Source organism: Thermobacillus composti KWC4, assembly GCF_000227705.2.
Taxonomy (GTDB): domain Bacteria; phylum Bacillota; class Bacilli; order Paenibacillales; family Paenibacillaceae; genus Thermobacillus; species Thermobacillus xylanilyticus.
On the sequence record NC_019897.1, the window covers coordinates 2136151 to 2162612 of the forward strand.

25 protein-coding genes are annotated in these 26462 nt (G+C 61.6%); all 25 read right to left on the reverse strand.

The window, feature by feature from the left end; translation table 11 throughout:
* Window positions 1-27: 27 nt before the first annotated feature.
* The 25 genes from rpsO to THECO_RS10110 all read right to left on the reverse strand — a co-directional run bounded on the left by rpsO (window position 28) and on the right by THECO_RS10110 (window position 26374).
* Complete coding sequence (gene rpsO / locus THECO_RS09990) at window positions 28-297, reverse strand: 30S ribosomal protein S15 (protein ID WP_015254919.1); 270 nt, start codon at window positions 295-297, stop codon at window positions 28-30.
* Window positions 298-444: 147 nt separating this feature from the next.
* Window positions 445-1401, reverse strand: coding sequence for a bifunctional riboflavin kinase/FAD synthetase (locus tag THECO_RS09995; protein ID WP_015254920.1), 957 nt, complete (start codon window positions 1399-1401; stop codon window positions 445-447).
* A 63-nt stretch (window positions 1402-1464) separates the two neighbouring features.
* Window positions 1465-2385, reverse strand: coding sequence for a tRNA pseudouridine(55) synthase TruB (truB, locus tag THECO_RS10000; RefSeq protein ID WP_041853873.1), 921 nt, complete (start codon window positions 2383-2385; stop codon window positions 1465-1467).
* 26 nt (window positions 2386-2411) lie between these two features.
* Window positions 2412-3401, reverse strand: coding sequence for a DHH family phosphoesterase (locus THECO_RS10005; RefSeq protein ID WP_015254922.1), 990 nt, complete (start codon window positions 3399-3401; stop codon window positions 2412-2414).
* A 1-nt stretch (window position 3402) separates the two neighbouring features.
* Entirely contained in the window at window positions 3403-3756 is a 354-nt protein-coding gene (gene rbfA / locus THECO_RS10010) for a 30S ribosome-binding factor RbfA (RefSeq protein WP_015254923.1), read from the reverse strand.
* Between the two features lie 6 nt (window positions 3757-3762).
* Window positions 3763-6372 (reverse strand): translation initiation factor IF-2, encoded by a 2610-nt coding sequence (gene infB, locus THECO_RS10015; RefSeq protein WP_015254924.1) that lies wholly within the window; start codon window positions 6370-6372, stop codon window positions 3763-3765.
* Window positions 6365-6697, reverse strand: a complete 333-nt coding sequence (locus tag THECO_RS10020; RefSeq protein WP_157373709.1) for a L7Ae/L30e/S12e/Gadd45 family ribosomal protein — start codon at window positions 6695-6697, stop codon at window positions 6365-6367. Before THECO_RS10020 ends, infB begins: the two co-directional genes overlap by 8 nt.
* Complete coding sequence (rnpM, locus tag THECO_RS10025) at window positions 6690-6998, reverse strand: RNase P modulator RnpM (RefSeq protein ID WP_015254926.1); 309 nt, start codon at window positions 6996-6998, stop codon at window positions 6690-6692. The genes THECO_RS10020 and rnpM overlap by 8 nt, the downstream gene beginning before the upstream one ends.
* 39 nt (window positions 6999-7037) lie before the next feature.
* Window positions 7038-8138 (reverse strand): transcription termination factor NusA, encoded by a 1101-nt coding sequence (nusA, locus tag THECO_RS10030; protein WP_015254927.1) that lies wholly within the window; start codon window positions 8136-8138, stop codon window positions 7038-7040.
* Window positions 8139-8173: 35 nt separating this feature from the next.
* Entirely contained in the window at window positions 8174-8644 is a 471-nt protein-coding gene (rimP, locus tag THECO_RS10035) for a ribosome maturation factor RimP (RefSeq protein ID WP_015254928.1), read from the reverse strand.
* A gap of 161 nt (window positions 8645-8805) precedes the next feature.
* Window positions 8806-13113, reverse strand: coding sequence for a PolC-type DNA polymerase III (locus THECO_RS10040; protein ID WP_015254929.1), 4308 nt, complete (start codon window positions 13111-13113; stop codon window positions 8806-8808).
* 97 nt (window positions 13114-13210) lie between these two features.
* Complete coding sequence (gene proS, locus THECO_RS10045; protein ID WP_015254930.1) at window positions 13211-14659, reverse strand: proline--tRNA ligase; 1449 nt, start codon at window positions 14657-14659, stop codon at window positions 13211-13213.
* 31 nt (window positions 14660-14690) lie between these two features.
* A complete protein-coding gene (rseP, locus tag THECO_RS10050; protein WP_015254931.1) occupies window positions 14691-15968 on the reverse strand; it encodes an RIP metalloprotease RseP in 1278 nt (425 codons plus the stop codon).
* Window positions 15969-16606: 638 nt separating this feature from the next.
* A complete protein-coding gene (locus THECO_RS10055) occupies window positions 16607-17749 on the reverse strand; it encodes a 1-deoxy-D-xylulose-5-phosphate reductoisomerase (RefSeq protein ID WP_015254932.1) in 1143 nt (380 codons plus the stop codon).
* A gap of 46 nt (window positions 17750-17795) precedes the next feature.
* Window positions 17796-18593 (reverse strand): phosphatidate cytidylyltransferase, encoded by a 798-nt coding sequence (locus tag THECO_RS10060; protein ID WP_015254933.1) that lies wholly within the window; start codon window positions 18591-18593, stop codon window positions 17796-17798.
* 19 nt (window positions 18594-18612) lie between these two features.
* Entirely contained in the window at window positions 18613-19374 is a 762-nt protein-coding gene (locus THECO_RS10065) for an isoprenyl transferase (protein WP_015254934.1), read from the reverse strand.
* 91 nt (window positions 19375-19465) lie between these two features.
* Window positions 19466-20020 carry a ribosome recycling factor gene (frr, locus tag THECO_RS10070; RefSeq protein WP_015254935.1) on the reverse strand — a complete coding sequence of 185 codons (555 nt, stop codon included), beginning with the start codon at window positions 20018-20020 and terminating at the stop codon, window positions 19466-19468.
* Window positions 20020-20748: a UMP kinase gene (pyrH, locus tag THECO_RS10075; RefSeq protein WP_015254936.1), complete on the reverse strand. Its 729-nt coding sequence runs from the start codon at window positions 20746-20748 to the stop codon at window positions 20020-20022. Before pyrH ends, frr begins: the two co-directional genes overlap by 1 nt.
* A 99-nt stretch (window positions 20749-20847) precedes the next feature.
* Complete coding sequence (gene tsf, locus THECO_RS10080) at window positions 20848-21498, reverse strand: translation elongation factor Ts (RefSeq protein ID WP_015254937.1); 651 nt, start codon at window positions 21496-21498, stop codon at window positions 20848-20850.
* A gap of 226 nt (window positions 21499-21724) precedes the next feature.
* Window positions 21725-22423, reverse strand: coding sequence for a 30S ribosomal protein S2 (rpsB, locus tag THECO_RS10085; protein WP_015254938.1), 699 nt, complete (start codon window positions 22421-22423; stop codon window positions 21725-21727).
* Between the two features lie 171 nt (window positions 22424-22594).
* Window positions 22595-23209 (reverse strand): periplasmic solute-binding protein, encoded by a 615-nt coding sequence (locus THECO_RS10090; RefSeq protein ID WP_015254939.1) that lies wholly within the window; start codon window positions 23207-23209, stop codon window positions 22595-22597.
* Window positions 23202-23765, reverse strand: a complete 564-nt coding sequence (locus THECO_RS10095) for a hypothetical protein (RefSeq protein ID WP_015254940.1) — start codon at window positions 23763-23765, stop codon at window positions 23202-23204. Before THECO_RS10095 ends, THECO_RS10090 begins: the two co-directional genes overlap by 8 nt.
* A gap of 23 nt (window positions 23766-23788) precedes the next feature.
* The gene (locus THECO_RS10100; protein ID WP_015254941.1) at window positions 23789-24106 is read right to left on the reverse strand and encodes a hypothetical protein; all 318 of its coding nucleotides are present in this window, start codon (window positions 24104-24106) and stop codon (window positions 23789-23791) included.
* Window positions 24107-24162: 56 nt separating this feature from the next.
* Entirely contained in the window at window positions 24163-25566 is a 1404-nt protein-coding gene (locus THECO_RS10105; protein ID WP_015254942.1) for a DUF342 domain-containing protein, read from the reverse strand.
* 22 nt (window positions 25567-25588) lie between these two features.
* The gene (locus THECO_RS10110; RefSeq protein WP_015254943.1) at window positions 25589-26374 is read right to left on the reverse strand and encodes a FliA/WhiG family RNA polymerase sigma factor; all 786 of its coding nucleotides are present in this window, start codon (window positions 26372-26374) and stop codon (window positions 25589-25591) included.
* Window positions 26375-26462: the final 88 nt, after the last annotated feature.

The window sequence follows — 26462 nt, forward strand, 5'->3', positions numbered from 1 at the left end:
CAGCCGGTTGCTTTCTTACCGCTTGCGTTATCGGCGCAAGCCGAGTTTTTCGATCAACGCGCTGTACCGATTGATATCCTTCTTCTTGAGATACGCAAGCAGCTTTCTGCGCTTGCCGACCATCTTGAGAAGTCCGCGACGGGAATGATGGTCTTTCTTGTGTACCCGAAGATGCTCGGTCAGATTCGCGATGTTCTCGGTCAGGATAGCGATCTGAACTTCCGGAGAACCGGTGTCGGAAGCGTGCGTCTTGTGCGCTTCGATCACTTCGTTCTTCCGTTCTTGCGTAATGGCCATCCCTGTTCACCTCCTTATGAAAATCGCCGACAGCCTCGCCGCCGATGGTGAGGTCGCACAGCCAAGCTGCGGTTCAACAAGTTGCGGCGCTCCGGCCGCAACGACAACAAGTATAGCATATGCGCAGGATGAAAGTAAACTGTCGGATTATTGCCGGACGAAGGCGAGAAGCCGCCGCGCCTGCTCCGCGTCTTCCCGGATCTGTGCGGTCAGTTCGGCGACGCCGTCAAACCGCAGCTCCGGCCGGATGAAGGCGACGAAGTCCACGGCGAGCCGCTCGCCGTACAGATCGCCGGAGAAGTCGAGCAGATGCGCCTCCAGCTTCGGCGTTCCGCCCGTGCCGTAGAACGTCGGCGCGACGCCGACATTCATGACGGCCGGATAAGATGCGTCGCCCCGGCGCACATTCACCGCATACACGCCATGCCGCGGCAGCACATAGCGGCCGTCGGGCTCGATGTTCGCCGTCGGGAAGCCGATCGTCCGGCCGCGGGCCGCGCCGTGCACGACCGCCCCGGAAATCCGGTAAGGCCGTCTGAGCAGGCCGGCGGCAAGCGCCACATCGCCCAGTTCCAGCGCTTCCCGGATGCGCGAGCTGCTGACTTTGGCTCCGGCCGCCGCCACCGGCTCGACCGTATGGACGGCGAGATCCGGCGCGCCGAGTTCCGCGAGGACGGCGGGATTGCCCGCGCCGCCGCGGCCGAACGTAAAGTCGAACCCGACGACCGCATCGGACACGTTCAGGCGTTCGATCAGCAGTCTGCGGACGAACGTTTCGGGCTCGAGGCTGGAAAATTCATGGTCAAATACGGCCACATACACGATGTCGACACCGAGCTCGCCGAGCAGCCGGATTTTCTCCGGCAGCGGTGTCAGCGATGCGGCATACGCCTCTCCGTGCCCGAAGAACGCGCGCGGGTGCGGATCGAAGGTCATGACGGAAGCCTGCTTCCCCGCCGCGCGCGCCAGTTCGACCGCTTTGCGGATGACGGCCTGATGGCCCGGGTGAACGCCGTCGAAGTAGCCGATGGCCATCGTCTTCGGCAGCCGGTCTTCCGGCGCCCCGGGCTCATCGGACGGGTAACGCAACGTGATCGTGATCAAGGCATTGCACCTGCATTTCCTCTCAATTTGCGGGTCGGAAGTTCACTTGAGCAGAATGCTTCGTCAGAATTCGTCCGCGGAAGCGAACACCTTCACCGGCCGAAGCACGCCCGCATCGCCATCCGCTTCGAACAGGCCGACGAATCGGCCCGCGCCGTACAATCGGACAAGCCCTTCTTGTTGCGGGGATGCCGGCTTGACCCGCTGCCCCCGCACCGCTCGGGCCGCCGCCGCCGCTCCCACATCGATGCGCGGGTAATGGCCCAGCGCCCGGTCGACCGGCAGCAGCGCATCGGCCAGTTCGCCGGATGCGGCCAGCGCTTCGATCCGCTCCATCGTCAGACAGTCGGATTCACCGAGTCCGGCGGACATCGTTCGCACGAGCGATTCCATCGCGGCGTGAACCCCCAGCGCGCGGCCGATGTCGACGCACAGCGTGCGGATGTAGGTGCCCTTGGAACAGACCGCCCCAAAGCCGATGCGCGGCCGCGGCACGCCGAGCTCGGCGAACCTGAGCTCCAGCGAATGAATCGTCACCTTGCGGGCCTTGCGCTCGACGGTCTTGCCTTCGCGGGCCAGCTCGTACAACTTGCGTCCGCCGACCTTCACGGCCGAATACATCGGCGGCACCTGTTCGATCTCGCCGATGAACCGCGCGAGCGCCTCCCGCAACATCGCCTCGGTCACATGCGACGCGTCCGACGTATCAAGCACCGTACCGGTCAAATCTTCGGTATCGGTCGCGACGCCGAGCTGCATGACCGTTTCATACGCTTTCGGCAGTTCCTGCATGTATTCGACGACGCGCGTCGCGCGGCCGAGACAAAGCGGAAGGACGCCGGTCACCTGCGGGTCCAGGGTGCCGGCGTGCCCGATGCGCCGCATGCGCGTCCATCGCCTCACCTTCGCCACGACGTCGTGCGACGTCCAGCCGGCCGGCTTCCATACGGCGAGAATACCTTCCAGTTCCTTAGATTGCTCCATTTGTTGTAGCCAACGCCTTTCCTGCATTACAACGAACGGCGCACCGTGTCCACGACGAGCGGCATCGCCTGATCCAGCGGCATGGACATCCGGCACCCGGCCGCCCGGATGTGGCCGCCGCCGCCGAACTGCTGCGCGATGGCAGCGACATCCGCCTTGCCGGCGGAGCGGAAGCTCACCTTCACGGAGCCGTCGTCCATCCCCTTGAACAGCATGCCGACTTCCACGCCGTCGATGTTTCGGGCGTAATTGACCAGCCCTTCCAGATCTTCGCTGGACGCCCCGGTCTCCTCAAGATCCTTCGGCTCGATGTACAGCCAGCCGACCCTCCCGTCTTCCGTGAACCGGAGGCGGGAAAGTCCCCGCTGGAGAATCTTCAGCTGCGGCATCGTCATCCGCTCGAGCAGCCGGTCCGCCAGCTGGTAGGCGTCCACGCCCGCGGTCAACAGCTTCGAGGCGGCGGTCATCACGTTCGGGCTCGTGTTCGAATAGCGAAAGCCCCCCGTATCCGTCAACAGGCCGGTGTAGATCACGGTTGCCGCATCCTTGTCGAACGCGAGGCCGGCATGTTCAATCAGTTCAAACAGAATTTCGGCCGTCGCCGCCGCATCCTGGCGAAGCAGATTCACGGTGCCGAAGCCGTCGTTCGTCGGATGATGATCGATATTGAGCAGTTCGCAAGGTTCTTCGAACAGTTCGCGGACAAGGCCGATCCGGGAGAAATCGGCGCAATCGACCGCGACGACGGCTCGGAATTTGCGGTCCGGCTTCCGTTCACCGTAATTGACGATTTCCCCGGCATGCGGCAGAAACTCCAGGCGGGACGGAATCCACCCTTCATTAATCATGAGCGACCGCTTGCCCAGACGGTCAAGCAGCCAGCGGACGGCGATGGTCGAGCTGATCGCATCGCCGTCCGGCTGCACATGCGAAACAATCAGAAAGTCGTCGTGTTCACGCAGGAAGCGGAGCGCCTCGTCGAGCCGGGTTCTGTATTGATCGCCGACGGACGCCATCTTACGTCTCCTGCTCCCGGTTGAGCTGCTCCAGCAATTGTTCGATGCGGCTGCCGTATTCGATGCTGGAGTCGAACTTGAAGGCCAGTTCCGGCACATGGCGCAGCTGGATGCGCCGTCCGATTTCGGTGCGGATGAACCCGCGGGCTTTGCCGAGCGCCGCAAGCGTCGCTTCCTTCTGTTCGTCATTCCCGAGGACGCTCAGATAGACCGTTGCCTGCGACAGATCGTTCGTCACGTCGACACCGGTGACGGTTACGAAGCCGATGCGCGGATCCTTCAGCTCCTGCTGCAGAATCTGGCTCATCTCCTGTTTGATTCGTTCCGCGACGCGGCTGACGCGGACTCTGGCCATCTTCGATCACCTCTCAACGGTTTCCATCACGTACGCTTCGATCGTGTCGCCTTCCTGAATGTCGCTCACGCCGTCGATCATCAGGCCGCACTCGTACCCTTGCGCCACTTCGCGGACGTCGTCCTTGAACCGTTTGAGCGAGCCGATCTTGCCCTGGTGGACGACGATGCCGTCGCGGATAAGCCGCGCTTCGGCCGTCCGGGTGATCTTGCCCGACGTCACCATGCAGCCTGCAATCGTGCCGACCTTGCTGACCCGGAACACGTTCCGCACTTCCGCGTGGCCGATGACAACTTCGCGGACGACCGGATCGAGCATGCCTTTCATGGCCTGTTCGATCTCGTCCGTCACGTTGTAGATGATGTTATGCAGCCGGATGTCGACGCCTTCCTGTTCGGCGGTCGCTTTCGCCTGCGTCTCAGGCCGGACGTTGAAGCCGATGATGATCGCGTTCGACGCGGATGCGAGCGCGACGTCCGATTCGGTTATGGCGCCGACGCCGGAGTGAATGATCTTCACCCGCACGCCTTCGACGTCGATCTTGAGCAGCGAGCCTTTGAGCGCCTCGACGGAGCCCTGAACATCCGCTTTGATGATGACGTTCAGATCCTTGATCTCGCCTTCCTTGATCTGCTTGTACAGATCATCCAGCGTTACGCGGGCGTTCGCGCCGCGTTCGGACTCGCGCGCCTTGGCGGCGCGACGCTCCGCGATGGCGCGCGCCTTGCGCTCGTCTTCGAACACCATGAACGGATCGCCGGCTTGCGGCACTTCCGTCAGACCCGTGATCTCGACCGGCGTCGACGGCCCCGCTTCCTTGAGCCGGCGGCCGCGGTCGTTCACCATCGCCCGGACGCGGCCGAAGCAGTTGCCCGCCACGAAGGCGTCGCCGACATGGAGCGTGCCGTGCTGGACGAGCACCCGCGCGACCGGACCTTTGCCCTTGTCGAGTTCCGCCTCGATGACGGTGCCGCGCGCCCGTTTGTCCGGGTTGGCCTTGTAGTCGTTCACTTCCGCGACGAGCAGGATCATCTCGAGCAGCTCTTCCAGGTTGATCCGCTGTTTCGCCGAAATGTTGACGTAGATCGTGTCGCCGCCCCATGCTTCCGGCACCAGGCCGTACTCGGTCAGCTCCTGCATGATCCGGTCCGGGTTGGCGGTCGGCTTGTCGATCTTGTTCACCGCGACGATGATCGGCACGTTCGCCGCTTTCGCGTGGTTGATCGCTTCGACCGTCTGCGGCATGACGCCGTCGTCCGCAGCGACGACGAGCACGGTGATGTCGGTCACCTGCGCGCCGCGGGCGCGCATCGTCGTGAACGCTTCGTGGCCCGGCGTGTCGAGGAAGGTGATCTTCTTGCCATTCACTTCCACCTGATAAGCGCCGATGTGCTGCGTAATGCCGCCCGCTTCGCCGCTCGTCACGTTCGTATGGCGGATTGCGTCAAGCAGCGTCGTCTTCCCGTGGTCGACGTGGCCCATGATCGTGACGACCGGAGGACGCGGTTTCAGATCCGCCGGGTCGTCCTGTTCTTCAACCGTCTCGAAGGCGTCTTCGTCCACCGGCAGCTTGATCTCGACTTCGACGCCGTATTCGCCGGCGACGAGCTGGATGGCGTCGAGATCGAGCACCTGGTTGATCGTCGCGAGCACGCCGAGGAACATCAGCTTCTTGATAACGTCGGAGACGTCCTTGTGCAACAGTTTCGCCAGTTCGCCGACGGTCATTTCGCCGCGGACGATGATCTTTTTCGGCGTGTTGTCGACCTTCTCGCGGCGTTCCTGACCTTTCTTGCCGCCCTTGCCGGCATTCAGCTTGCCCTTGAAGCCGCCGCGCGGCTCTTCGAATTTCCGGCTGTTCTCGCCGTTCTTGTTGCGGCGATCCTTGTCCTTGTCTTTGCCCGAGCCCTTCTTCCGGTCGGGTTGCGGCGGTGCCGCCGGTGCCAGCGCCGCGCCGCGGAAACCGCCGCCCGCGCCGCCGCGCATGCCGCCACCGCCTTGCGGACGGCCGCCCTGCGGACGATCGCCCCGGCCGCCTTGCGGACGGTCGTTCCGGCCGCCTTGCGGACGGTCGTTCCGGCCTCCGCCATGAGCCTGGCCGCTCTGCGGGCGGTCGCCGCGGCGATCACCCTGCCCGCCTTGCGGACGACCTCCTTGCGGGCGATCGTTCCGTCCCCCCTGCGGACGGTCGCCCCGTCGTTCACCCTGACCGGCTTGCGGACGGTCGCTCCGGCCGCCGCCCTGAGCGTTCTGGCCGCTCTGCGGGCGGTCGCCGCGGCGCTGCGCGCCGGCCGCATTCGTCTGCGGCGCCGCGTTCACCGTCGCCGGCCGGTTCGCGGACGGCGCACCTTGCTGCCGCGGCGCTTCCTGCGCCTTCGCCTGCCGCTGCTGAGCAGCCTGCAGTTCCTGCTGCGCCCGCTTCGCCGCCGCGTTCTCCTTGATGCTGCGGAAGAAACCTTCCACTTTCTCCACCATGTGGTCTTCCATGACGCTCATATGATTGTTGACTTGCAGGCCGAGCCGTTTCAATATGGTCAGGATCTCCTTGCTGCTCATGTTTTGGGATTTGGCATATTCATATACGCGAAGTTTGTCCTTGTTCTCCTGTTTACTCAATATCTTCCACCTCCGATAGTTCGCCGAGCCGGTCCGCGACGAGCGCCGCCAGCCCCGCATCCAGCACGGCAACGACGACGCGTTCCGCCTTGCCGATGGCGGCGCCAAGCGTCCGGCGGTCGAACGCCTCGATGCGCCTCACACCGTAAGCCCTGCATTTGTCCCCGTACTTCTTCTTCGCCTTGTCCGACGCGTCGGCCGCCACGACGACGAGCTTCGCTTTCCCGCTGCGGATTGCGCGCAGCACCGTCTCGTCGCCCGAAGCCAGCTTGCCCGCCCGCGCGGCCATGCCGAGCGCGTTCAGCGCCCGGGCCGGATCACGCATCTTCTTCACGGGCGCCGGCTGCCTGGAATTCATCTTCCACCCGGATGAAATCCTGTTCGAGACGGTCATAGATCTCCGGGTCGACGGAGACGGCGAGCGCCCGATCGAATGCCTTGCTCTTCTTCGCCAGTCTGAAGCACGACGTTTGTCCGCAAAGGTAAGCGCCGCGTCCCGATTTCTTGCCGGTCAGATCAATCGAAACTTCGCCTTCCGGAGAACGCACGATGCGGATCAGACTCCGCTTCGGCTTCATTTCCTGGCAGGCGACGCATTTGCGAAGCGGCACTTTGCGCTGCTTCATGTTCGGTAACCCCCTCCATGCCCTTCAGGCGATGCCTGCTCAACCGTCGTAGGATACGGAATCCTGGTGCATGGCCTCGCCTTGCGATCTCGGACGGTCGAATTCAACTTCTGCCTGCGACTCGCTCTTGATGTCGATCTTCCAGCCGGTCAGCTTCGCCGCCAGCCGCGCGTTCTGGCCCTTGATGCCGATCGCGAGCGAAAGCTGGTAATCCGGCACGATCACCCGCGCAACCCGCTCCTGCTCGTAGACGATCACTTCGAGCACTTTGGACGGGCTGAGCGCGTTGGCGACGAACTCCTCCACATTTTCCGACCAGCGGACGATGTCGATTTTCTCGCCTTTCAGCTCGTTCACGATCGTCTGGACGCGCATGCCCTTCGGTCCGACGCACGCGCCGACCGGATCGACCTCCGGATTGCGCGAATGGACCGCGATCTTCGAACGGAACCCGGCCTCCCGCGCGACGGAGCGGATCTCGACGATACCGTCGTAGATCTCGGGCACTTCCAGTTCGAACAGCCGCTTGAGCAGCCCGGGATGCGTCCGCGACAGGATGATCTGCGGACCTTTCGTCGTGTTTTCGACCCTCGTGATGTACGATTTGACCCGGTCGCCGTGCTTGAATTTGTCGTTCGGCATCAGCTCGGTCAGCGGCAGCACCGCTTCCACCTTGCCGAGATCGACGTACAGGTTGCGCGCGTCCTGGCGCTGCACGATGCCGTTGACGATGTCTTCTTCCTTGTCGATGTAAGCATCATAGATAAGACCGCGTTCAGCCTCGCGAATGCGCTGCGTGACGACCTGCTTCGCCGTCTGGGCCGCGATGCGGCCGAAATCCCGCGGCGTCACTTCGATCTCCGCGATGTCGTCGAGCTGGTAATGCGGATTGATCTCCCGGGCGGCGTCGAGCGAGATCTCGAGCCGCGGGTCCAGCACCTCCTCGACGACCGTCTTGCGCGCGTACACCTTGATGACGCCGGTATTGCGGTTGATGTCGACGCGCACGTTCTGCGCCGTGTTGAAATTGCGCTTGTAGCTCGAAATGAGCGCAGCCTCGATCGCCTCGAGCAGCACATCCTTCGAGATGCCCTTCTCCCGCTCGATCTCCGCCAACGCTTCGATAAAATCGATGTTCATGGGAACTGGATTCCTCCTCTCGACTGATTGCGGGATTATTCGAATACGATGGCCAGGCGCGCCGAGGCGATTTTCGCCCAGGGCAGCGCGTGGCGCTTCTTGCCGATTTCGACGACGGCCGTGCCGTCCTCGAACGAGACGAGCCGCCCTTCGAATTCCTTCATGCCGTCGATCGGCTCGTAGGTCGTCACGAACACGTGCCGGCCCACCGCTTTCGCCATGTCTTCCGGCTTCTTCAGCGGCCGCTCGGCTCCGGGCGACGAAACCTCCAGGAAATAGGCTTCCGGAATCGGATCGAGTTCGTCGAGCCGCGCGCTGAGCCACTCGCTGATCCGCCCGCAATCGTCGATGTCGATGCCGCCTTCCTTGTCCGCGAAGACGCGCAGAAACCGGCTGCCGCCTTCTTTCACATATTCGATGTCGACAAGCTCGAAACCGTTCTCTTCCAGATACGGCTTCACCAGTTGCTCGACAACGGATTCAATCTGGGCACGATTTGCCGCCACCTCTCGATTCCTCCCGGTACGCTTCAATATCCGCAGACAAAACGTAAAGAGTGGGTTTCCCCACTCTTTGTCGTCGGCGAACCTTCAGTTACAACATTACCGGAAAAATTATAGCACAGTCGGATGAGCATGACAACTGTCTGCGCAAATGCAGATTCGCCTCAGAACAACGACAACTGGTTCGTCTCCGGCAGTCCGCGGAAGCATCCCATGGCGGCAAGCTGTTCGACAATCGTCTTCGTCGCGCGCGAACGCGTCTGGAAGTCCTCGATCGAGAGGAACGGCCCCTCGTCGCGCGCGGCCGCGATGTTGCGCGCCGCGTTCTCGCCGATGCCGCTGATGGCTGCGAACGGCGGGATGAGGGCGTTGCCGTCGATCTTGAATTTCACCGCGTCCGAGCGGTACAGATCGATCGGCTTGAAGACGAAGCCGCGGGCCGTCATCTCGAGCGCCATCTCGAGAATCGACACGCTGTTCTTCTCCTTCGTCGTCACGTTCAAGCCCTTCTCCTCGATCTCGTTGAGCCGGCGCAGAATGGCGTCGTATCCCTGGCACAGCGTCTCGAGCTCGAAGTCTTCGCACCGCACCGAGAAGTAGGCGGCATAGAACTCGATCGGATGGTACAGCTTGAAATAGGCGGTCCGCACGGCCGAGATGACGTAAGCGGCGGCGTGCGCCTTCGGGAACATGTACTCGATCTTGAGACAGGAATCGATGTACCATTCGGGGACGCCGCACTTGCGCATTTCCTCGATCCATTCCGGCGTGAGCCCCTTGCCCTTCCGCACGCTTTCGGTAATCTTGAACGCCAGCCCGGCATCCATGCCCGCCTTGTAGATCAGGTACAGCATGATGTCGTCGCGGCAGCCGATGACCGTCTTGATCGTACAGGTGCCGCTCTTGATCAGTTCCTGCGCATTGCCGAGCCAGACGCCGGTGCCGTGCGACAGGCCGGAAATCTGGAGCAGGTCGGCGAACGACGTCGGCTTCGCCTCGCTCAGCATCTGCCGGACGAACTTCGTCCCCATCTCGGGCACGCCGTAGGTCGCAACCGGCGTCTTGATCTGCTCCGGCGTGACGCCGAGCGCCTCCGTCGAGCTGAACAGGCTCATCACCTTCGGATCGTTCATCGGAATCGTCGTCGGATCGATGCCCGTCAGATCCTGCAGCATCCGCATCATCGTCGGATCGTCGTGGCCGAGAATGTCGAGCTTGAGCAGATTCGCCTCGAAGGCGTGGTAGTCGAAATGGGTCGTCTGCCATTCGGCGCTCGTGTCATCCGCCGGATACTGGACCGGCGTCACGTCTTCGACTTCGATGTAGTCCGGGACGACGACGATGCCGCCGGGGTGCTGGCCGGTCGAGCGCTTGACGCCGGTACAGCCCATCGCCAGCCGCTTCAATTCGGCGCTGCGCCATTTCTTCCCGTGGTCTTCCTCGTATTTCTTCGCGAATCCGTACGCCGTCTTCTCCGCCACCGTGCTGATCGTGCCGGCGCGGAACACGTTTTTCTCACCGAACATGACCTTCGTGAAGTTGTGCGCGTGCGGCTGGTATTCGCCGGAGAAGTTCAGGTCGATATCCGGCACCTTGTCGCCCTTGAAGCCGAGGAACGTTTCGAACGGAATGTCCTGTCCCTCGCCCTTCATCGGCTGTCCGCACTTCGGGCAGTTCTTGTCCGGCAGGTCGAAGCCGCTCGGCACGCTGCCGTCAAGGAACCATTCGCTGTGCTTGCACGCCTTGTTCTTGCATATGTAATGCGCCGGCAGCGGGTTGACCTCGGAAATGCCGAGGAACGTCGCGACGACCGACGAACCGACAGAGCCGCGGGAACCGACCAGATAGCCGTCCTCGTTCGACTTCTTCACGAGCGCGGCCGAGATCAGGTAGTTCGCCGAGAAGCCGTACTTGATGATCGGGTTCAGTTCTTTCTCCAGCCGGTCGACGACCACCTGCGGCAGCGGATCGCCGTACATGTCCTTGGCGAAGGCGTAGCATTTCTCCCGGATTTCCTGGTCGGCGCCTTCGATGATCGGCGTGAACAGCTTGTCCGGGAACATGTCGTACGTCTCGAACCGTTCCGCCAGCTCCACCGTATTCTTCACGACGACTTCGTACGCCTTCTCCTCGCCGAGGAACGCGAATTCCTGCAGCATCTCGTCCGTCGTGCGGAAGTGGGCGTCCGGCTTGCGCTGCTCTTTGAGCGGGCTGTAGCCCGTGATGCCGTGGATCGTAATGTCGCGGAAAATTTTGTCGCGCGGGTGCAGGTAATGGACGTTACCCGTCGCGATGACCGGTTTGCCCAGCCGCTCCCCGATCTCGCAGACGCGCCGGATCGCCTGTTCGATTTCAGCACGGCTCTGTACGAGCCCTTTTTCCACCAGGTGCATGTAAAAATCGATCGGCTGGATCTCCAGCACGTCGTAAAATTGCGCGACTTCCTCCGCCTCTTCCACCGTCTTGTTGAGCACCGTCTCGAAAAACTCGCCCTTCTCGCATCCGGACAGGATGAGCAGCCCGTCGCGCATCTCGTTCAGCTTCGACTTCGGCATGCAGGCTACCTTGTTGAAATATTCGGTATGCGAGAGGGAAATGAGCTTGAACAGGTTCTTCTTGCCCTTCGCATTCAGCGCGTAGACCCCGCAATGGAACGGGCGGGCGTTCGACAGGTCTTTGCCGGCGTGGTCGTTCAGCTGATGGAGCCCTTCGATGCCCCGCTGTTTCGCGTCGGCGATCAGGCCGAACAGGATGCCGCCCAGCGCCGCCGCGTCGTCCACCGCGCGGTGGTGGTTCTCGAGGCTGACCTTGTATTTCTCAGCCAGCGTATTGAGCCGGTGGTTCTTCAGCGTCGGATGAAGCATCCGCGCCATCTCCAGCGTATCGAGCACCGGATTCGGCAGTTCCGGCAGGCCGATCGCCTTGCAGTTTGCCTGGATGAAACCGATGTCGAACCGCGCATTGTGGGCCACGAGCACCGCGTCGCCGACGAACTCGACGAATTCGCGCAGCTTCGGTTCCAGCTCGGGCGCGTCCTTCACCATGTCATCCGTAATGTTGGTGAGCTGCTGGATATTGTACGGAATCGGCTCATGCGGATTGATGAACGTCTCGAACTTGCCCGTCACCTTGCCGTCCCGCATCTTGACGCCCGCAAGCTCGATGATCTTGCTGTTCAAGATCGAAAGACCGGTCGTCTCGATGTCGAACACGACGTATTCCGCCGAAGCGAGGGGCTCCTCCCGCGGATTGAGGACGATCTCCACCTGGTCGTCCACGACGTTCGCCTCGACGCCGAAGATGACCTTCATATTGTGCTTCTTCGCCGCCTTGAACGCCTCCGGATAACAATGCACGTTCGCATGGTCCGAGATGGCGATCGCCGGATGGCCCCATTTCGCGGCCGTCTTGATGTAAGCGTCAACCGGCGTCACGGCGTCCATCTGGCTCATCGTCGTATGCAGGTGGAATTCGACGCGCTTCTGCTCCGCCGTATCCATCCGCTCCGGAGGAGCCGGCACTTCGTGCAGGTCGTTCGGCATCATGACGAGCTCCGGCTCGGCCATGAACTTGTCGTACTCGACGCGGCCGCGGGCGCGGATCCACATGCCGTCCTTGAGCAGACTGAGCACGGCGGCATCGTCCTTCGACTTCGCGAACACCTTCATCATGATCGAGTCGGTGTAGTCCGTGACGTTGAACGTGTACAGCGTATTGCCGTTCCGCAGTTCCCGCGTCTCGAGGCCGAATACGGTCCCCTGTACCGTGATTCTCTTCTCTTCTTCCGTGATGTTCGAGATGGGCACCGGCTCATCGCGGACTTCGTAACCGTACACCAGCCGTTCCGCCGCCGGACGTTCCGGCGGAGCGGCCGCGGCGGCGCTCTGCATCAACGCCTGCACGAGCTCGCGGTCGGCCTGCTCGCGTTCCTGCAGGAACCGCTCGTATTCGCCGCGGCCCGAGTCGCCGGCCATCAGTTTGACCTTGCAGGAGCGCCTGAACCTCCGCTCGAAGAACCGTACGGCCGCCTCGTCGATTTTCCGTTTGCGCGCCAGCTCCAGCCCCATCTCGTCAAGCAGGACGACCGTCAGCCGCCCGCCGTCCGTCTCGATGCCGGCCTTGCCAAGCCAGCCGTTGACGGAGACGTTCTCGCTCGCCGCCCATTCCACGAAATTGTCCCAATGGGCGCGCAGCACCTGATCCGTATCCGTCTCCGGATCATATTCGAGCACAAATTCGACGTCGGCTATCGGGCCGAACGTTTCGCGCGCACGGCTGACCAGCAGGCTGTACTGCCTGGCCGGCAGCACGGACTTTTTCCGGATGAAGAACGTCCACCGTCTGCTGGCGGCGGACACTTCCACGCGGTCGAGCAGGCCGTCGGCGAAATCCGAAGCGGCTTCCTCGCCGGTCAAGCCGATTTTCTCAAGCAGAAGCCCGAGTTTCTCGCGTCTGCCGTCGGTACGGTTCATTCCCCATCCTCTCCCGTTCCTTAAGAAAAACAGATGGCGCCATCCTCCCGGAAGGCGCGTCCGCTCAGCTGTTGAAGAAATGCCGGTTCGCCGGCGATCAGTACGCGCGTGCGAACACGACGGTATGCACCGCTTCTTCGCCGCATACCAGACATTTCGTCTTGCGCGACGACGGTTCGAACGGAATGTTCCGGCTCGTCGCGCCCGTCTCGTCCTTCACCTGACGTTCGCAAGCTTCGGAGCCGCACCAGCCGGCTTCGACGAATCCGCGCGACTCTTCCATGAATGCCTTGAGCTCGTCCAGTGTATCCGCCGAACGCGAGTGCTCTTCCCGGAACTTCTTCGCCAGCTCGAACATCGTGTTGTGGATCTCGTCAAGCGCCTTGATGACTTCCTCGACGAGCTTGTCCTGCGGCACCGTCCGCTTCTCGCCGCCGACCCGCGGAGCGAGCACGACGACGCCGTTCTCCATGTCCCGCGGTCCGAGCTCGATGCGAAGCGGCACGCCGCGCATTTCGTACTCGTTGAACTTCCAGCCCGGGCTGACGTCGTCGCGGTCGTCGACGCGCACGCGCACGCCCGCAGCTTTCAGCTGCGCGTACAGCTCGTCCACTTTCGCGATGACCTGCTCGCGCGTCTTCGGCGGACCCACCGGCACCATGATGACCTGGGTCGGCGCGACCTTCGGCGGCAGCACGAGCCCGCGGTCGTCGCCGTGGACCATGATCAGGCTGCCGATGAGACGCGTTGATACACCCCACGACGTCGTATGAACGTACTGAAGCTGATTGTTCCGGTCCAGATATTGAATGTCGAACGCTTCCGCGAATTTCGTGCCGAGGTAGTGGGAGGTGCCGGCCTGCACCGCGCGGCCGTCCTTCGTCATCGCCTCGACCGAATAGGTGTTGACGGCGCCCGCGAATTTCTCGGAAGGCGTCTTCTGGCCGGCGATGACCGGAATCGCCAGGAAGTTCTCGATGAAGTCGCGGTAAATTTCGAGCATGCGCATCGTCTCTGCGCGCGCGTCTTCTTCATTCTCGTGCGCCGTATGGCCTTCCTGCCACAGAAACTCGCTCGTGCGGAGGAAAGGCAGCGTTCTTTTCTCCCACCGGACGACGTTCGCCCACTGGTTGATCAGCACCGGCAGGTCACGGTACGACTTGATCCACTTGGCGTACATGTGGCCGAACATCGTCTCCGACGTCGGACGGATCGCCAGCCGCTCCTCCAGCTTCTCGCCGCCCGCTTCCGTCACCCACGGCAGCTCGGGATTGAAGCCTTCGACGTGCTCCTTCTCCTTCTGGAAGAAACTTTCCGGGATGAATACGGGGAAATACGCGTTCCGGTGGCCGGTTTCCTTGAACCGGCGGTCCAGCTCGCGTTGAATGTTCTCCCACAGTTCATAGCCGTCCGGCCGGAAGACGATGCAGCCCCTGACCGGCGAATAATCCATCAGTTCCGCTTTCCGGATGACGTCGATGTACCAGCGCGAGAAATCTTCGCTCTGGGGGGTAATCTCGGTTACGAACCCTTTCTCCTTCGACATAAGCGCCTCCTGCCATGAACCTTGATCCGCTTCAGCCGCGGATCAGATTCAGAATGTCGTTGTACGTGACGGCCAGCATGAGCAGCATCAGCATCGCGAACCCGATGAAATGCACCATGCTCTCCCGATTCGGATCAATCGGCCGTCCGCGGACCGCCTCAAGTCCGAGGAAGATGAGGCGGCTGCCGTCGAGCGCCGGAATCGGCAGCAGGTTGAAAATACCGAGATAGAGGCTCAGGATCGCCGTCCAGCTCGTCAGCTGCTCGATGCCCCGCGCCGCAATCTGGCCAGTCACCTGCGCGGTCCGGACCGGTCCGCCGAGGTCGTCCAGATTGAATTTGCCGGTCACCAGCATTTTGAATCCTTCGAAAATGTTGATCGTCATGTTCTTCATCGCGGAGACGCCGAATTTCACCGTCTCAACCACCGTCGCGCGCCGCATCGGATAGCCGGTCAAAATGCCGACCTTGCCGGTGCCGCTCTCTTCGTCGTACGCGGGGGTTACCGTAATGGTCATCGGCTTGCCGTCGCGCACGATCTCCCAGGTCATCGGTTTGTCCACGGACGAGCCGATGAGCTGCAGCATTTTCTCCGAATCGGTGCCGATCGTCTCGCCGTTGATCTTGATGATTTCGTCACCGGCTTTCAGGCCAGCCTTGGCTGCGGGCGCTTCATCGCTGATCACTTCGCCCACGATGAGCCGGTCGGGGTTCTCCTTCGGGACGCCGACCATCTGCACATACGCCATGAACAGCACGAACGCCAGGATCATGTTCATCATCGGGCCGGCGAAAATCGCCATCGCCCGCTGTCCGACCGTCTTGCCGCCGAACTGCCGGTCAATCGGCGCGATCTGCGTCTCCTGCCCGCGCGCGATGACGAGCGCCTGCGGGTGAACCGCATAGGATTCCCGCACACCGTCCGCGTTCAGGACGATCTTCAGTTCGCGCTCGAGATCGATCGCGTCGATCTCGCCGCGCACGACATTCGTCCGCTGCTCAAGCCGGTCGAGATAGATCCGGTCGATGACGCCGTCCTTGAGGCTCACCGCGATCGTCTGGCCCGGCCGGGCTTCGATCACTTCCGGATCCTCGCCCGCCATGCGGACGAAACCGCCCGCAGGGATCAGCCGCAGCGTATAGCGGGTCTCTCCCCTTTTGAACGACAACAGTTTCGGCCCGAAGCCGATTGCGAACTCGCGCACGAGTATGCCCGCCCGCTTGGCGAAAAAAAAGTGTCCCCATTCGTGGATCGAGACGATCACGAAGAAGACGAGAACGGTCATCAGCACGACCTGAACCATTTCCATGCAAGGAGCCTCCGTTCGTTACGGCCTGTACATAGATTATCATTATTCCGCCGCACGAAACAAGAGAACTTGACGGTCGCTCGGCCTGTACGGATGTGGCTGAGCCTGCAAAGCCACATCCGTGCAGAATGCGGCCGGTAAGCGGCGGCAGATCGCTCGAGCGGCGCCGATCAGAGCAGCTTGCGGCACCCCGCTGGCGGAGCTACCGGAACACGGCTCAAGTAACGCTGTAACGCGGTATTCACGTTACAGCCGCTTCAGCGCAGCTCCGGGCAACGTTGTAACGTGGTATTCACGCTACAACCGCTTCGGCGCAGCTCCAGGCAAGGCTGTAACGTGGTATTCACGTTACAGCCGCTTCAGCGCAGCTCCGGGCAACGTTGTAACGTGGTATTCACATTACCGACGCTATCGCAGTGCCGTTACCGGACCCGGCGCCGGACCGCTATCCAAGATCGATCGCAGTTAACGGAACGCCGTTACCGGACCCGGCGCCGGACCGCGATCCAAGATCGATCGCAGTTAACGGAACGCCGTTATCCGGTTCCGGCGTTGAGGCAGCGGCCACAAGCTACCCGCTGCTACAACGCCGTTACACGGTTTCCGGCGCTGCAGCCTCGGAGTCGGGCAATCCGACGCTATCGCAGCGCCGTTACCTCCCTGCGCACCCGTGCATCCAATTCCGCAATCGCCTCGTATGTATCCACCGGTTCCGGCGGAAAACGGTCGAGCATCGCCGCGATCGTATCCTCGATCTCGAGAAACGCGATCTCGCCGCGCAGAAACCGTTCAACCGCCGCCTCATTCGCGGCGTTGAAGACAATCGGCGCCGAGCCGCCGGCACGTCCCGCTTCGTACGCCATCCGCAGGCACGGATAGCGCTCGAGATCCATCGGCCTGAAATGCAGCCGTCCGATTGCCGCCAGATCGAGGGCGGGCGCAGGCGAAGGCCGCCGCTCCGGCCAGGTGAGCGCATACTGGATCGGAATGCGCATATCCGGCACGCCCAGCTGGGCGATCACGCTGTTGTCCGTGAATTCGACCATGGAGTGGATGATGCTCTCCGGATGGAGCAGCACGTCAATCTGCTCATATGGCATGGAATAAAGCCAGTGGGCTTCGATGACTTCGAGTCCCTTGTTCGCCATCGTAGCCGAATCGACCGTTATTTTCGCTCCCATCGCCCAATTCGGATGGGCCAGCGCCTGTTCGACCGTCACATCCTTCAGTTCCGCGCGCGTCCGGTCGCGGAATGCGCCGCCGGATGCGGTGAGCGTAATCTTCTTTACATCCGCGCGCCGCTCACCGTTTAAACATTGGAAAATGGCGGAGTGTTCGCTGTCCACCGGCAGGATCGATACGCCTCGCGCTTCCGCAAGCTTCGTGACGAGATGCCCCGCCGCCACGAGCGTTTCCTTGTTGGCAAGGCCGACGGCCGCTCCCGCTTCGATGGCGGCGATCGTCGAACGGATGCCGCGGCTGCCGACAAGCGCCGTTACGACCAGTTCGGCACCTGCGCCTGCCGCCGCTTCGATCAGCCCTTCCTCGCCATGCAGCACCCGGATGCCGTCCGGCAGCATCGACGCCGCCCGTTCCGCCGCCTCCTTCGTCGCCAGGCTGACGACCGAGGGGCGGAATTCAAGCGCCTGCTGCACGAGCAGCTCGACGTTCCCGCCCGCCGCGAGCGCCGCCACGCGGTATCGCTCGGGGTCATGACGGATGACGTCGAGCGTCTGGGTGCCGATCGAACCGGTCGATCCGAGTATCGAGATCGTCTTCATCCTGTCCTCCAAATCCGATTGTCCGATGTGGGATCAACAAGCCATGCTATGCCAGGGGAATGAGACCGGTCAGGACGAGCAGCGGAAAGACGATCAGCCAGCTGTCGCAGCGGTCGAGCACGCCGCCGTGTCCGGGGAGAAGGCGGCCGGTATCTTTCACACCCCGCAGCCTTTTGTACGCGGACTGGATCAGATCGCCGAGCTGGCCGGCGACCGATGCAGCGAGGCCGATGGCAAGGGCTCGGCCGACGGACAGCCATTCCGGTGCGGCCAGCGCGAAGACGGCCGCGACAGCCAGCGCGGCCAGCACGCCGCCGGCGGCGCCTTCGACGGTCTTGTTCGGACTGATGGCAGGCCACAGCTTCGTCCGGCCGAGCCATCTGCCCGCGAAATACGCGCCGGTGTCCGACGCCCAGATGCAGCCGAACGCCAACGCCGTCCAGAACAAGCCGTTCGGTTCGGTATCCCGCACATCGATCATGGCGGCGAAGCCGAAGCCGATGTAGACGGCGCCCATCAGGAGCAGCGCCGCTCCGTCGAGCGTCGCCTTGTTCTTCGTCAACACGGTGATCGCGAGGAGCAGCGCCGCCAGCGGCCAGATAACATTCTGGTTCGGGAAGGCGGAAAGCCCGGCCTGCTCCCACGGGAAGACGATGACGACCAGACCGGCGTAAGCGCAAAGAACGAGCGGATGGCCGAGCTTCATGTCGTTCAGCCGTACGTATTCGTAAAAACCGATGAGTGCAAGCAGCAACAGCAGGACGTTATAGTACCATCCGCCGAGCACGGCTGCCGCGGCAAACAGCAGACCGGCCAAGAGACCGGTGGCGATCCGTTGTTTCATTCCCGCTTACGCCTCCATCCTACAATCCGCCGTAGCGGCGCGTGCGGCGCTGGTATTCGCCGACCGCTTCGTAGAAATGCGCTTCCGTAAACTCAGGCCAATAGATGTCGGTGAACCACAGTTCACTGTAGGCGAGCTGCCACATCATGAAGTTGCTGATCCTCAGCTCTCCGCTCGTCCGGATGAGCAGATCCGGTTCCGGCATGCCGCAGGTCTGCAGGCGCGATTCGAAATCGGACTCGGTGATCGCTTCGGGATCGAGCCGGCCTTCCGCCGCCTCGCGGGCAAGCGCGCGGACAGCTTCCAGCATCTCCTTGCGGCTGCCGTAGTTGAGGGCGAAATTGAGCACCAGGCCGGCGTTGCCGGCCGTCCGCCGGATCGCTTCATCGATCGCTTCGAGCGTATGGGCCGGCAGACCTTCGCGCTGGCCGATCATTCTGACCTGGACGTTGTTCTCGATCAGTTCATCCAGCTCGATCGCGAGGAATTCCTGCGGGAGTCGCATGAGGAAATCGACCTCCGCTTTCGGCCGCTTCCAATTCTCGGTGGAGAACGCGTACAGCGTCAGAAAACGTATGCCCAGCCGGTTCGCCGCGCGAACCGCACGCTTGACCGCTTTCATGCCGGAGCGGTGCCCCGCCGCGCGCGGCAATCCCCGCTCTTTGGCCCATCGCCCGTTCCCGTCCATAATGATCGCCACATGCTGCGGCAGATTGTCCGGACACAGCGCTTCCGGCCCCACCGAACGCGATCCAATCCGTCCGCGAATTCGCTCGAACATGCGCACCCTCCCCACAGGCTGTCTTCGGCCCGCCGCAAGGCCGCCCATAACTTCAGCAGCCCCGCCTGCCGGAGGGGCTGCTTAAGCCGCACTACACTTCCATGATTTCTTTCTCTTTGGCCGCGATGATGCGATCCACTTCCGCAATGAACCGGTCCGTCAGCTTCTGGATGTCTTCCTGGTGGCGGCGCGATTCGTCTTCCGACAGTTCGCCTTTCTCCAGTTTCTTGATGTCGTCATTCGCATCCCGGCGGACGTTGCGAATCGCCACTTTCGCCTCTTCGCCGAATTTCTTCGTCTGCTTCACCAGATCGGTCCGGCGTTCTTCCGTCAGCGGCGGCACGCTGAGCCGGATGATCGAGCCGTCGTTTGCCGGCGTCAGGCCGAGCTCGGACTTCATGATCGCCTTCTCGATCTCGCCCAGCACCGATTTGTCCCACGGCTGGATGACCAGCGTACGCGCATCGGGCGTATTGATCGTCGCCAGCTGGTTGACCGGAGTGGGAGCACCATAGTAGTCCACCAGAATGCGGTCAAGCATGGCAGGCGTAGCCCGTCCCGCGCGCAACGTCGCAAGATCCCGGCGCAGCGCGGCGATCGCCTTGTCCATTCGTTCTTCGGCATTCTTCTTGATCGTTTGCGGCATTATTTCACACTCCCTTTCACGATCGTTCCGATTTTCTCGCCCATGACAACCCGCTTGATGTTTCCTTTCTCCGTAATCGAGAAGACGATGAGCGGAATATTGTTATCCATGCAGAGCGACGATGCCGTCGAATCCATGACGCCCAGATTCTGGTTCAGCACATCCAGATACGTAAGCTCGTCGTACTTCCGGGCGTTCGCATCTTTGAACGGATCGGCCGAATAAACGCCGTCAACCTTGTTCTTGGCCATCAGGATGACTTCCGCCTCGATCTCCGCCGCACGCAGCGCGGCCGTCGTGTCGGTGGAGAAGAACGGGTTCCCCGTCCCGGCCGCGAAGATGACGACGCGTCCTTTCTCCAGGTGGCGGATCGCCCGGCGCCGAATGTAAGGCTCCGCGATCTGCTGCATCGCGATCGAAGTCTGCACGCGCGTCGGGACGCCGATTTGTTCGAGCGCATCCTGAAGGGCAAGCGAATTCATCACGGTTGCAAGCATGCCCATGTAGTCCGCGGTTGCGCGGTCAATTCCCTTCGCCGAACCCGCGATGCCGCGCCAGATGTTGCCTCCGCCGACGACGATCGCGACTTCCACGTTCATCTCGACGACTTCCTTGACCTGTTCCGCGATCGACGAGACCATGCCGGCATCGATGCCGTATCCTGTCTGTCCGGCGAGCGATTCTCCGCTTACCTTCAGCACGATCCGTTTAAATCTCGGTCGCTCCAATGGGATTACCTCCATCTTGCACCTCTGGCTGAGGCTGTCTGTGTTGGGAATAGAGCGACGGCGGAGCGGACCGTCCGCCCCGCCGTCGCTTGAAAAGAATTACTTCTTCACCTGAGCCATGACTTCTTCGACGAAATTGTCTTGTTTCTTCTCAAGACCTTCGCCGAGTTCGAAGCGGGCGAAGCGGCGGATCGAAATATTTTCGCCGATCGTGCTGATCTTCTCGTTCAGCAGTTCCTGCACCGTCTTGTCCGGATCTTTCACGAACGGCTGCTCCAGCAGGCAGTTCTCTTCGAAGTACTTGCTGATCCGGCCTTCAACGATCTTCTCGACGACTTTCTCCGGTTTCCCTTCATTGAGCGCCTGCGTGCGCAGGATTTCGCGTTCCTTGTCCAGTTCTTCCTGCGGCACTTCCTCGCGGCGCACATACTTCGGATTGGAAGCCGCGATGTGCATCGCGATGTCGCGTACGAATTCGCGGAATTGTTCCGTCTTGCCGACGAAGTCCGTCTCGCAGTTCACCTCGACGAGCACGCCGATCCGGCCGCCGCCGTGGATGTACGATTCGACAACGCCTTCCGTCGCGATCCGGCCAGCTTTCTTCGCCGCTGCGGCCAGACCTTTCTCGCGCAGAATTTCCGCGGCGCGGGTCATGTCGCCGTTCGCTTCTTCCAGCGCCTTCTTGCAATCCAGCATGCCTGCGCCCGTCTTTTCGCGCAGTTCTTTCACTTCTGCTGCAGATATCGCCATATGGTGAACCCTCCCGATTTTCGATGCTTCATGAAGCGCCGTGTCGGCGCCGAAATTTGGTTGCAAGCAAAACGGACGCGCCTGCCCGGGAGGACGGCGCAAGCCGTGTTGCGGTGGATAAGCCGATTACAAGCTTACGCTTATAAACGCTTATGTTCTTACAAAAAGGGCGGCGAGAGGTTTGCACCTTCCAACCGCCCTTGCTGCCGGGTCCATGGCCTCGACGTCAAGCGGACGTCTCTTCCCCTTGATTCGCTTCCACGATCGCATCCGCCATCTTCGAGGTCAGCAGTTTGACCGCGCGGATCGCGTCGTCGTTGCCCGGGATGACATAATCGATCTCATCCGGATCGCAGTTCGTGTCGACGATGCCGACAATCGGAATGCCGAGCTTGCGCGCTTCGGCTACCGCGATGCGCTCCTTGCGCGGATCGATGACGAACAACGCGCTCGGAAGGCTGCGCATGCCCTTGATCCCGCCGAGGAACTTCTCAAGCCGCTCCTTCTCCTTGCGGAGCAGGATGACTTCCTTCTTCGGCAACACTTCGAACGTGCCGTCCTCTTCCATCTTCTCAAGCTCGCGCAGACGGTCAATCCGCTTCTGGATCGTCTGGAAGTTCGTCAGCGTGCCGCCGAGCCAACGTTGGTTGACGTAGAAATGGCCGCAGCGTTCCGCTTCTTCCCGAACCGAATCCTGCGCCTGCTTCTTCGTGCCGACGAACAGAATCTTGCCGCCGCTTGCCGCGACTTCACGGACGAAGTTGTAGGCTTCCTCGACTTTCTTGACCGTCTTCTGCAGGTCGATGATGTAAATCCCGTTCCGTTCCGTGAAGATGTATTTCTCCATCTTCGGGTTCCACCGGCGCGTCTGGTGGCCGAAGTGAACCCCGGCTTCAAGAAGCTGCTTCATGGAGATAACCGCCATCTTCACAACACCTCCTCTGTGGTTCATAATCCTCCGCCAATCGCATCTTCCGCCAAAACTTCCCGCCGGGAAGCACCATTGACGGAATTGATCGACGTGTGTTCTGGACACCGTCAAATACTATACCATATCTTGTGCGGGGGTGCAAGGCAAAGGCCAGCGCAGCCGGCGTCAATCCGAAGGCCGGCTCGTGATGATCGTCCGCACCTCTTCCAGCGTCTCGTTGCCGGTAAACGTATAGTAGCCGGCCCTGATCCTGGTGCTCATGCGGGCCATCAATTCCATCAGCGCATCCGCGTCGTCAATGACGCCCTTCGATTCCAATAGACCGGCCGTCTCCGTGAGCGTCATGCCCGGCTTGATGCGAATCTTAATGTTAGCGTTCACACCTTCGTCCGTATTCCCGGCCTCCGCTTCACCGGTCTGCTCTCCGACATTCGCGGACGGTTCGCCGCTTTCGGCCGAGGGCGATTCGCCGCTTTCGCCCGCGGATGAAGCACCGCTGTCGTTCGTTCCGTCGGCCGCCGGGGTGTCATCCGTTATTCCCGCATCCGCTTCTCCGGCGACGACCGCCGCCTGCTCGTATTCCCGCCGCACCCGCGCTTCCGCTTCCGCAATGCGCGCGTCGAGTTCGGACTGCGTGTAGAGCGCGTCTTCTCCGGTGAGCCTGCCGATATCCGCCAGCCGTTCGGACTGCTCCCTTCCGGCCAGCATGAGCTGCAGCAGCACAGCGCCTGCGATGAGTCCGATCCCGAGTCCGAGGAGCAAGGACCGCTTGTCAACCATGCCGTTCTTCCTCCTGCTTCGCGAACTGCAGAATCAGCATCACTTCGCCTTTGTTCATGCCGGTCTGCCGGGCGATGGCGTCAACGGACTTGCCTTGATCATGCAGGGCGAACAGTTCGGCGTACCGGCTGCGGATCGTCGGTTCGTCCCGGTCTTGCTGCTCCTCGCCGCCTTCCGTTTCCGTCTCCGCGGCCTGCGCGTCAACCGCCGGCGCCGGCTCGGCCGGCGCGCCGGGCCGAAGCCCTTCGATCCGTTCTTCCAGTCTGCGCTCGGTCCGGCTCACCCGTTCCTCCAGTTCGGCCGCGCGTCGTTCAAGCGCGGCGATCCGCTCGTCCCGGTCCGCATTTTCTTCCCGGTTGCGCTTCTGCATGCCGGCGATCGATTCGGCAATCTCCCGGTTGTCCGCTTCCATCGTCTCCATGAATTGCTCAAGCGCCGTCTGCAACTGCACGGCGCTTGCTTCGTCGGGCCTGGAGCCGGCATTGCGGCGCGGCATCAGGAACGCGGCCGCCGCGATGACGGCCCCGAGCAGCACAATCAGCTGCCATGGATCCACATTCAATCCCCCGCAATCATCGTTCAGAACGAAATATCGATATGCTTTCCTTTGTACGGATGCGGAGCATCCTTCGGCGGGCGAGGTTCATCCGGCCTGCTCTTCCCCTGCTGCTGCCGCCGGCTGCCTCCCTGCTGCCTGGGCTGGCCGTCACGGATCGGACGGTTCTCGGTTTCTTCCGGCGCGGCGCTTGTCTGCCGCATCCGTTCCGTCTCTTTTTCACTTTGCGCTGCCAGCATCTGCTGTTCGGCCGCCGGCCTTGCAAGCTGATTGCCGTAATAGCCCGAAACCTCGGGTGTGCGCGGGATTGCGATTTGAAAGTCGATCGGTTTGAACGGCATCGCCATGCCCTCCATTCATCCGGATCGTCCTTGCCACAAGTGCAGCCGGCCTTGCATCAGTACAGCGGCAGCATGGTGATTTCGCCGTCTGCGAACTTGAAATAGACGCGCGAACAAGGCTCTTTCACGAAACGGGTGTACCGGCCGATGACAATCTTCGTGCCGCCGTAAATGGTGTTGATGACTTCAACGCGCGCGTTCTCCGTATCTTCCAGCAGTTTCTCGATTTCGAGAATCCGCTCTTTCACGATTTCGATCTCTTCCATCGTCTGACGCTTCGTCATCGCGAGCTTCGACCGCATGAGCAGTTTCTCGCCGGTGAGCTGTCCGGCGGCCGCCATCTGGTCAAGCAGGGCGAGCGCCTTGTTGGTCTTGTCGAGATTTTCGCTTTGCTGGCGCTGCTGCGTCCGCAGCTGATTCAGCTCGTACCGAAGTTCCGGCGCGACTCCGACTTCGATCGTCGTTGCCGTGGACAGCGTATTGCCGATCGTTCTGGCTCTCACTTTCTCGCCGGCCTGAATCGATCCGCCGACGATCAGCCCTTTGGCTCCATAGCAGATGACGCTGCGCGCCGCCCGGATGTTGGAGTGCATGATGCTCTGCGATACGATGATGTCTTCGCCGGCGAACACATTGCCGTCCTGGATGAAGGAACATCTCACATTTCTGCCGGCTTTGACGGCCCCCTTGTTACCGGCCATGATGCCGCCCGTAATCTCGACGGAACCTTCCGCTTCGATCTCGGCGCCTTCCACGCCGCCGTTGATGCGGATGTCGCCTCCCGCCTTGACGCGAAAACCGGTCAGTACGTTGCCGCGGATGACAACGGTGCCGACAAAATCGATGTTGCCCGTCTTGTAGTCCACGTCGCCGTTCACTTCGTAGACAGGAAAGACGTTGATCTTCTCCCGCTCCGTCTTGGCCACCATGCCGTCGATGGCGGCGTACATCGCGGTCTGTTCGGCATTGACCACGACGTTCTTCCCTACGCGAAAGCGGGCTTCCTTGCCGTTCTTCGCCGGGATCGCTTCGCCGTTCACCGCTTTGCCCGGAATTCCCGGTTCCGCCGGCACGCGTTCGGCAATGAGCTGGCCTTTCTTCACGTTCCGGATCTTCGTCAGTTCCTTGAAATCGACGGTGCCGTCCTCGAGTTCGGCGGGCTTGCGCTCATCCTCGTCCAGATCGATGACGAGCCGGATCATGCCGTCCTTGCCGTCAATCGGCGGATGCCCGGCAGCAACGACGGTCTGGCTGTAAAAATAGGCTTTCGGATTGCATGCGATGCTCTCGAGAACATCGCGCCGAATGCCTAATACAATGCCGCGGCTGCGCAGATATTCATCCAATTGTTCAGCTGTGCACCTGAAGTTGTCCACCGCCTTGTGAAAGTAAAGGACGGCGGACAGGTTGTCCGGCGAGATCGTCACGCCGATCGCCGATTCCAGGTCGGACGGCTCCATAATGATCACTCCCATCTGAAGATCAGTTCTCGAGCAGCTGCTTCTTCTGCTTGTCGAGCGCCCCCCGCAGACGCAAAATGGCTTTCGAATGCAGCTGGGATATGCGTGAAGGCGAAAGCGACATCACTTCGGCGATTTCGCTCAGCGAAAGCTCTTCATAATAAAACAGCGAGATGACGATGCGCTCCTTCTCCGTCAACCGTTCGATGCCTTTGATGAGCGTCTCCTTCAGGAAATGTTCTTGCACTTTGTAGTCCGGATTTTTCGCCTTCTCATCCACCAGCATGGACAGCCGCGTCTCCGACTCTTCTTCGCGGATCGGATCTTCGAGCGAACAGACCGTCGTCACCGCAATCTCCTGCAGCATCTGCTGAAACTCCCGTTCCGACACGTTCAGGTAGGCGCTCACTTCCGCGTCGGTGACGGAACGAAGAAGCTGCTGCTCCAGATGCGCGTACGCCTCTTCGATTTTCTTGGCTTTCTCGCGGACGGACCGGGGCACCCAGTCTCCCTGGCGGAGGCCGTCAATCATGGCGCCCCGAATCCGCCAGGAAGCATAGGTCTCGAATTGCAGCCCCCGCCGGTGATCGAATTTCTCGATGGCATCGATCAGCCCCATGACGCCGTTGCTGGTGAGATCGTCCTTGGATACATTCTTCGGCAGGCCGATCGCCATCCGGTTCGACACATATTCCACGAGCGGCAAATAGTATTCGATCAACTGCTTCTTCGCTTCGATATCGCGGTGCTCTTTCCACTGCTGCCACAGTTCGACGTTGGACAGACGGGACGTCTTCGGTTGAATCATCGTCCTCTCACCCCTTCCTGCTTTCCTCAAGTAAAACGGCTCGCGCCATCCACCTCCGGCGGCTCGCGCCGTCCTGATCAAGCGAGCG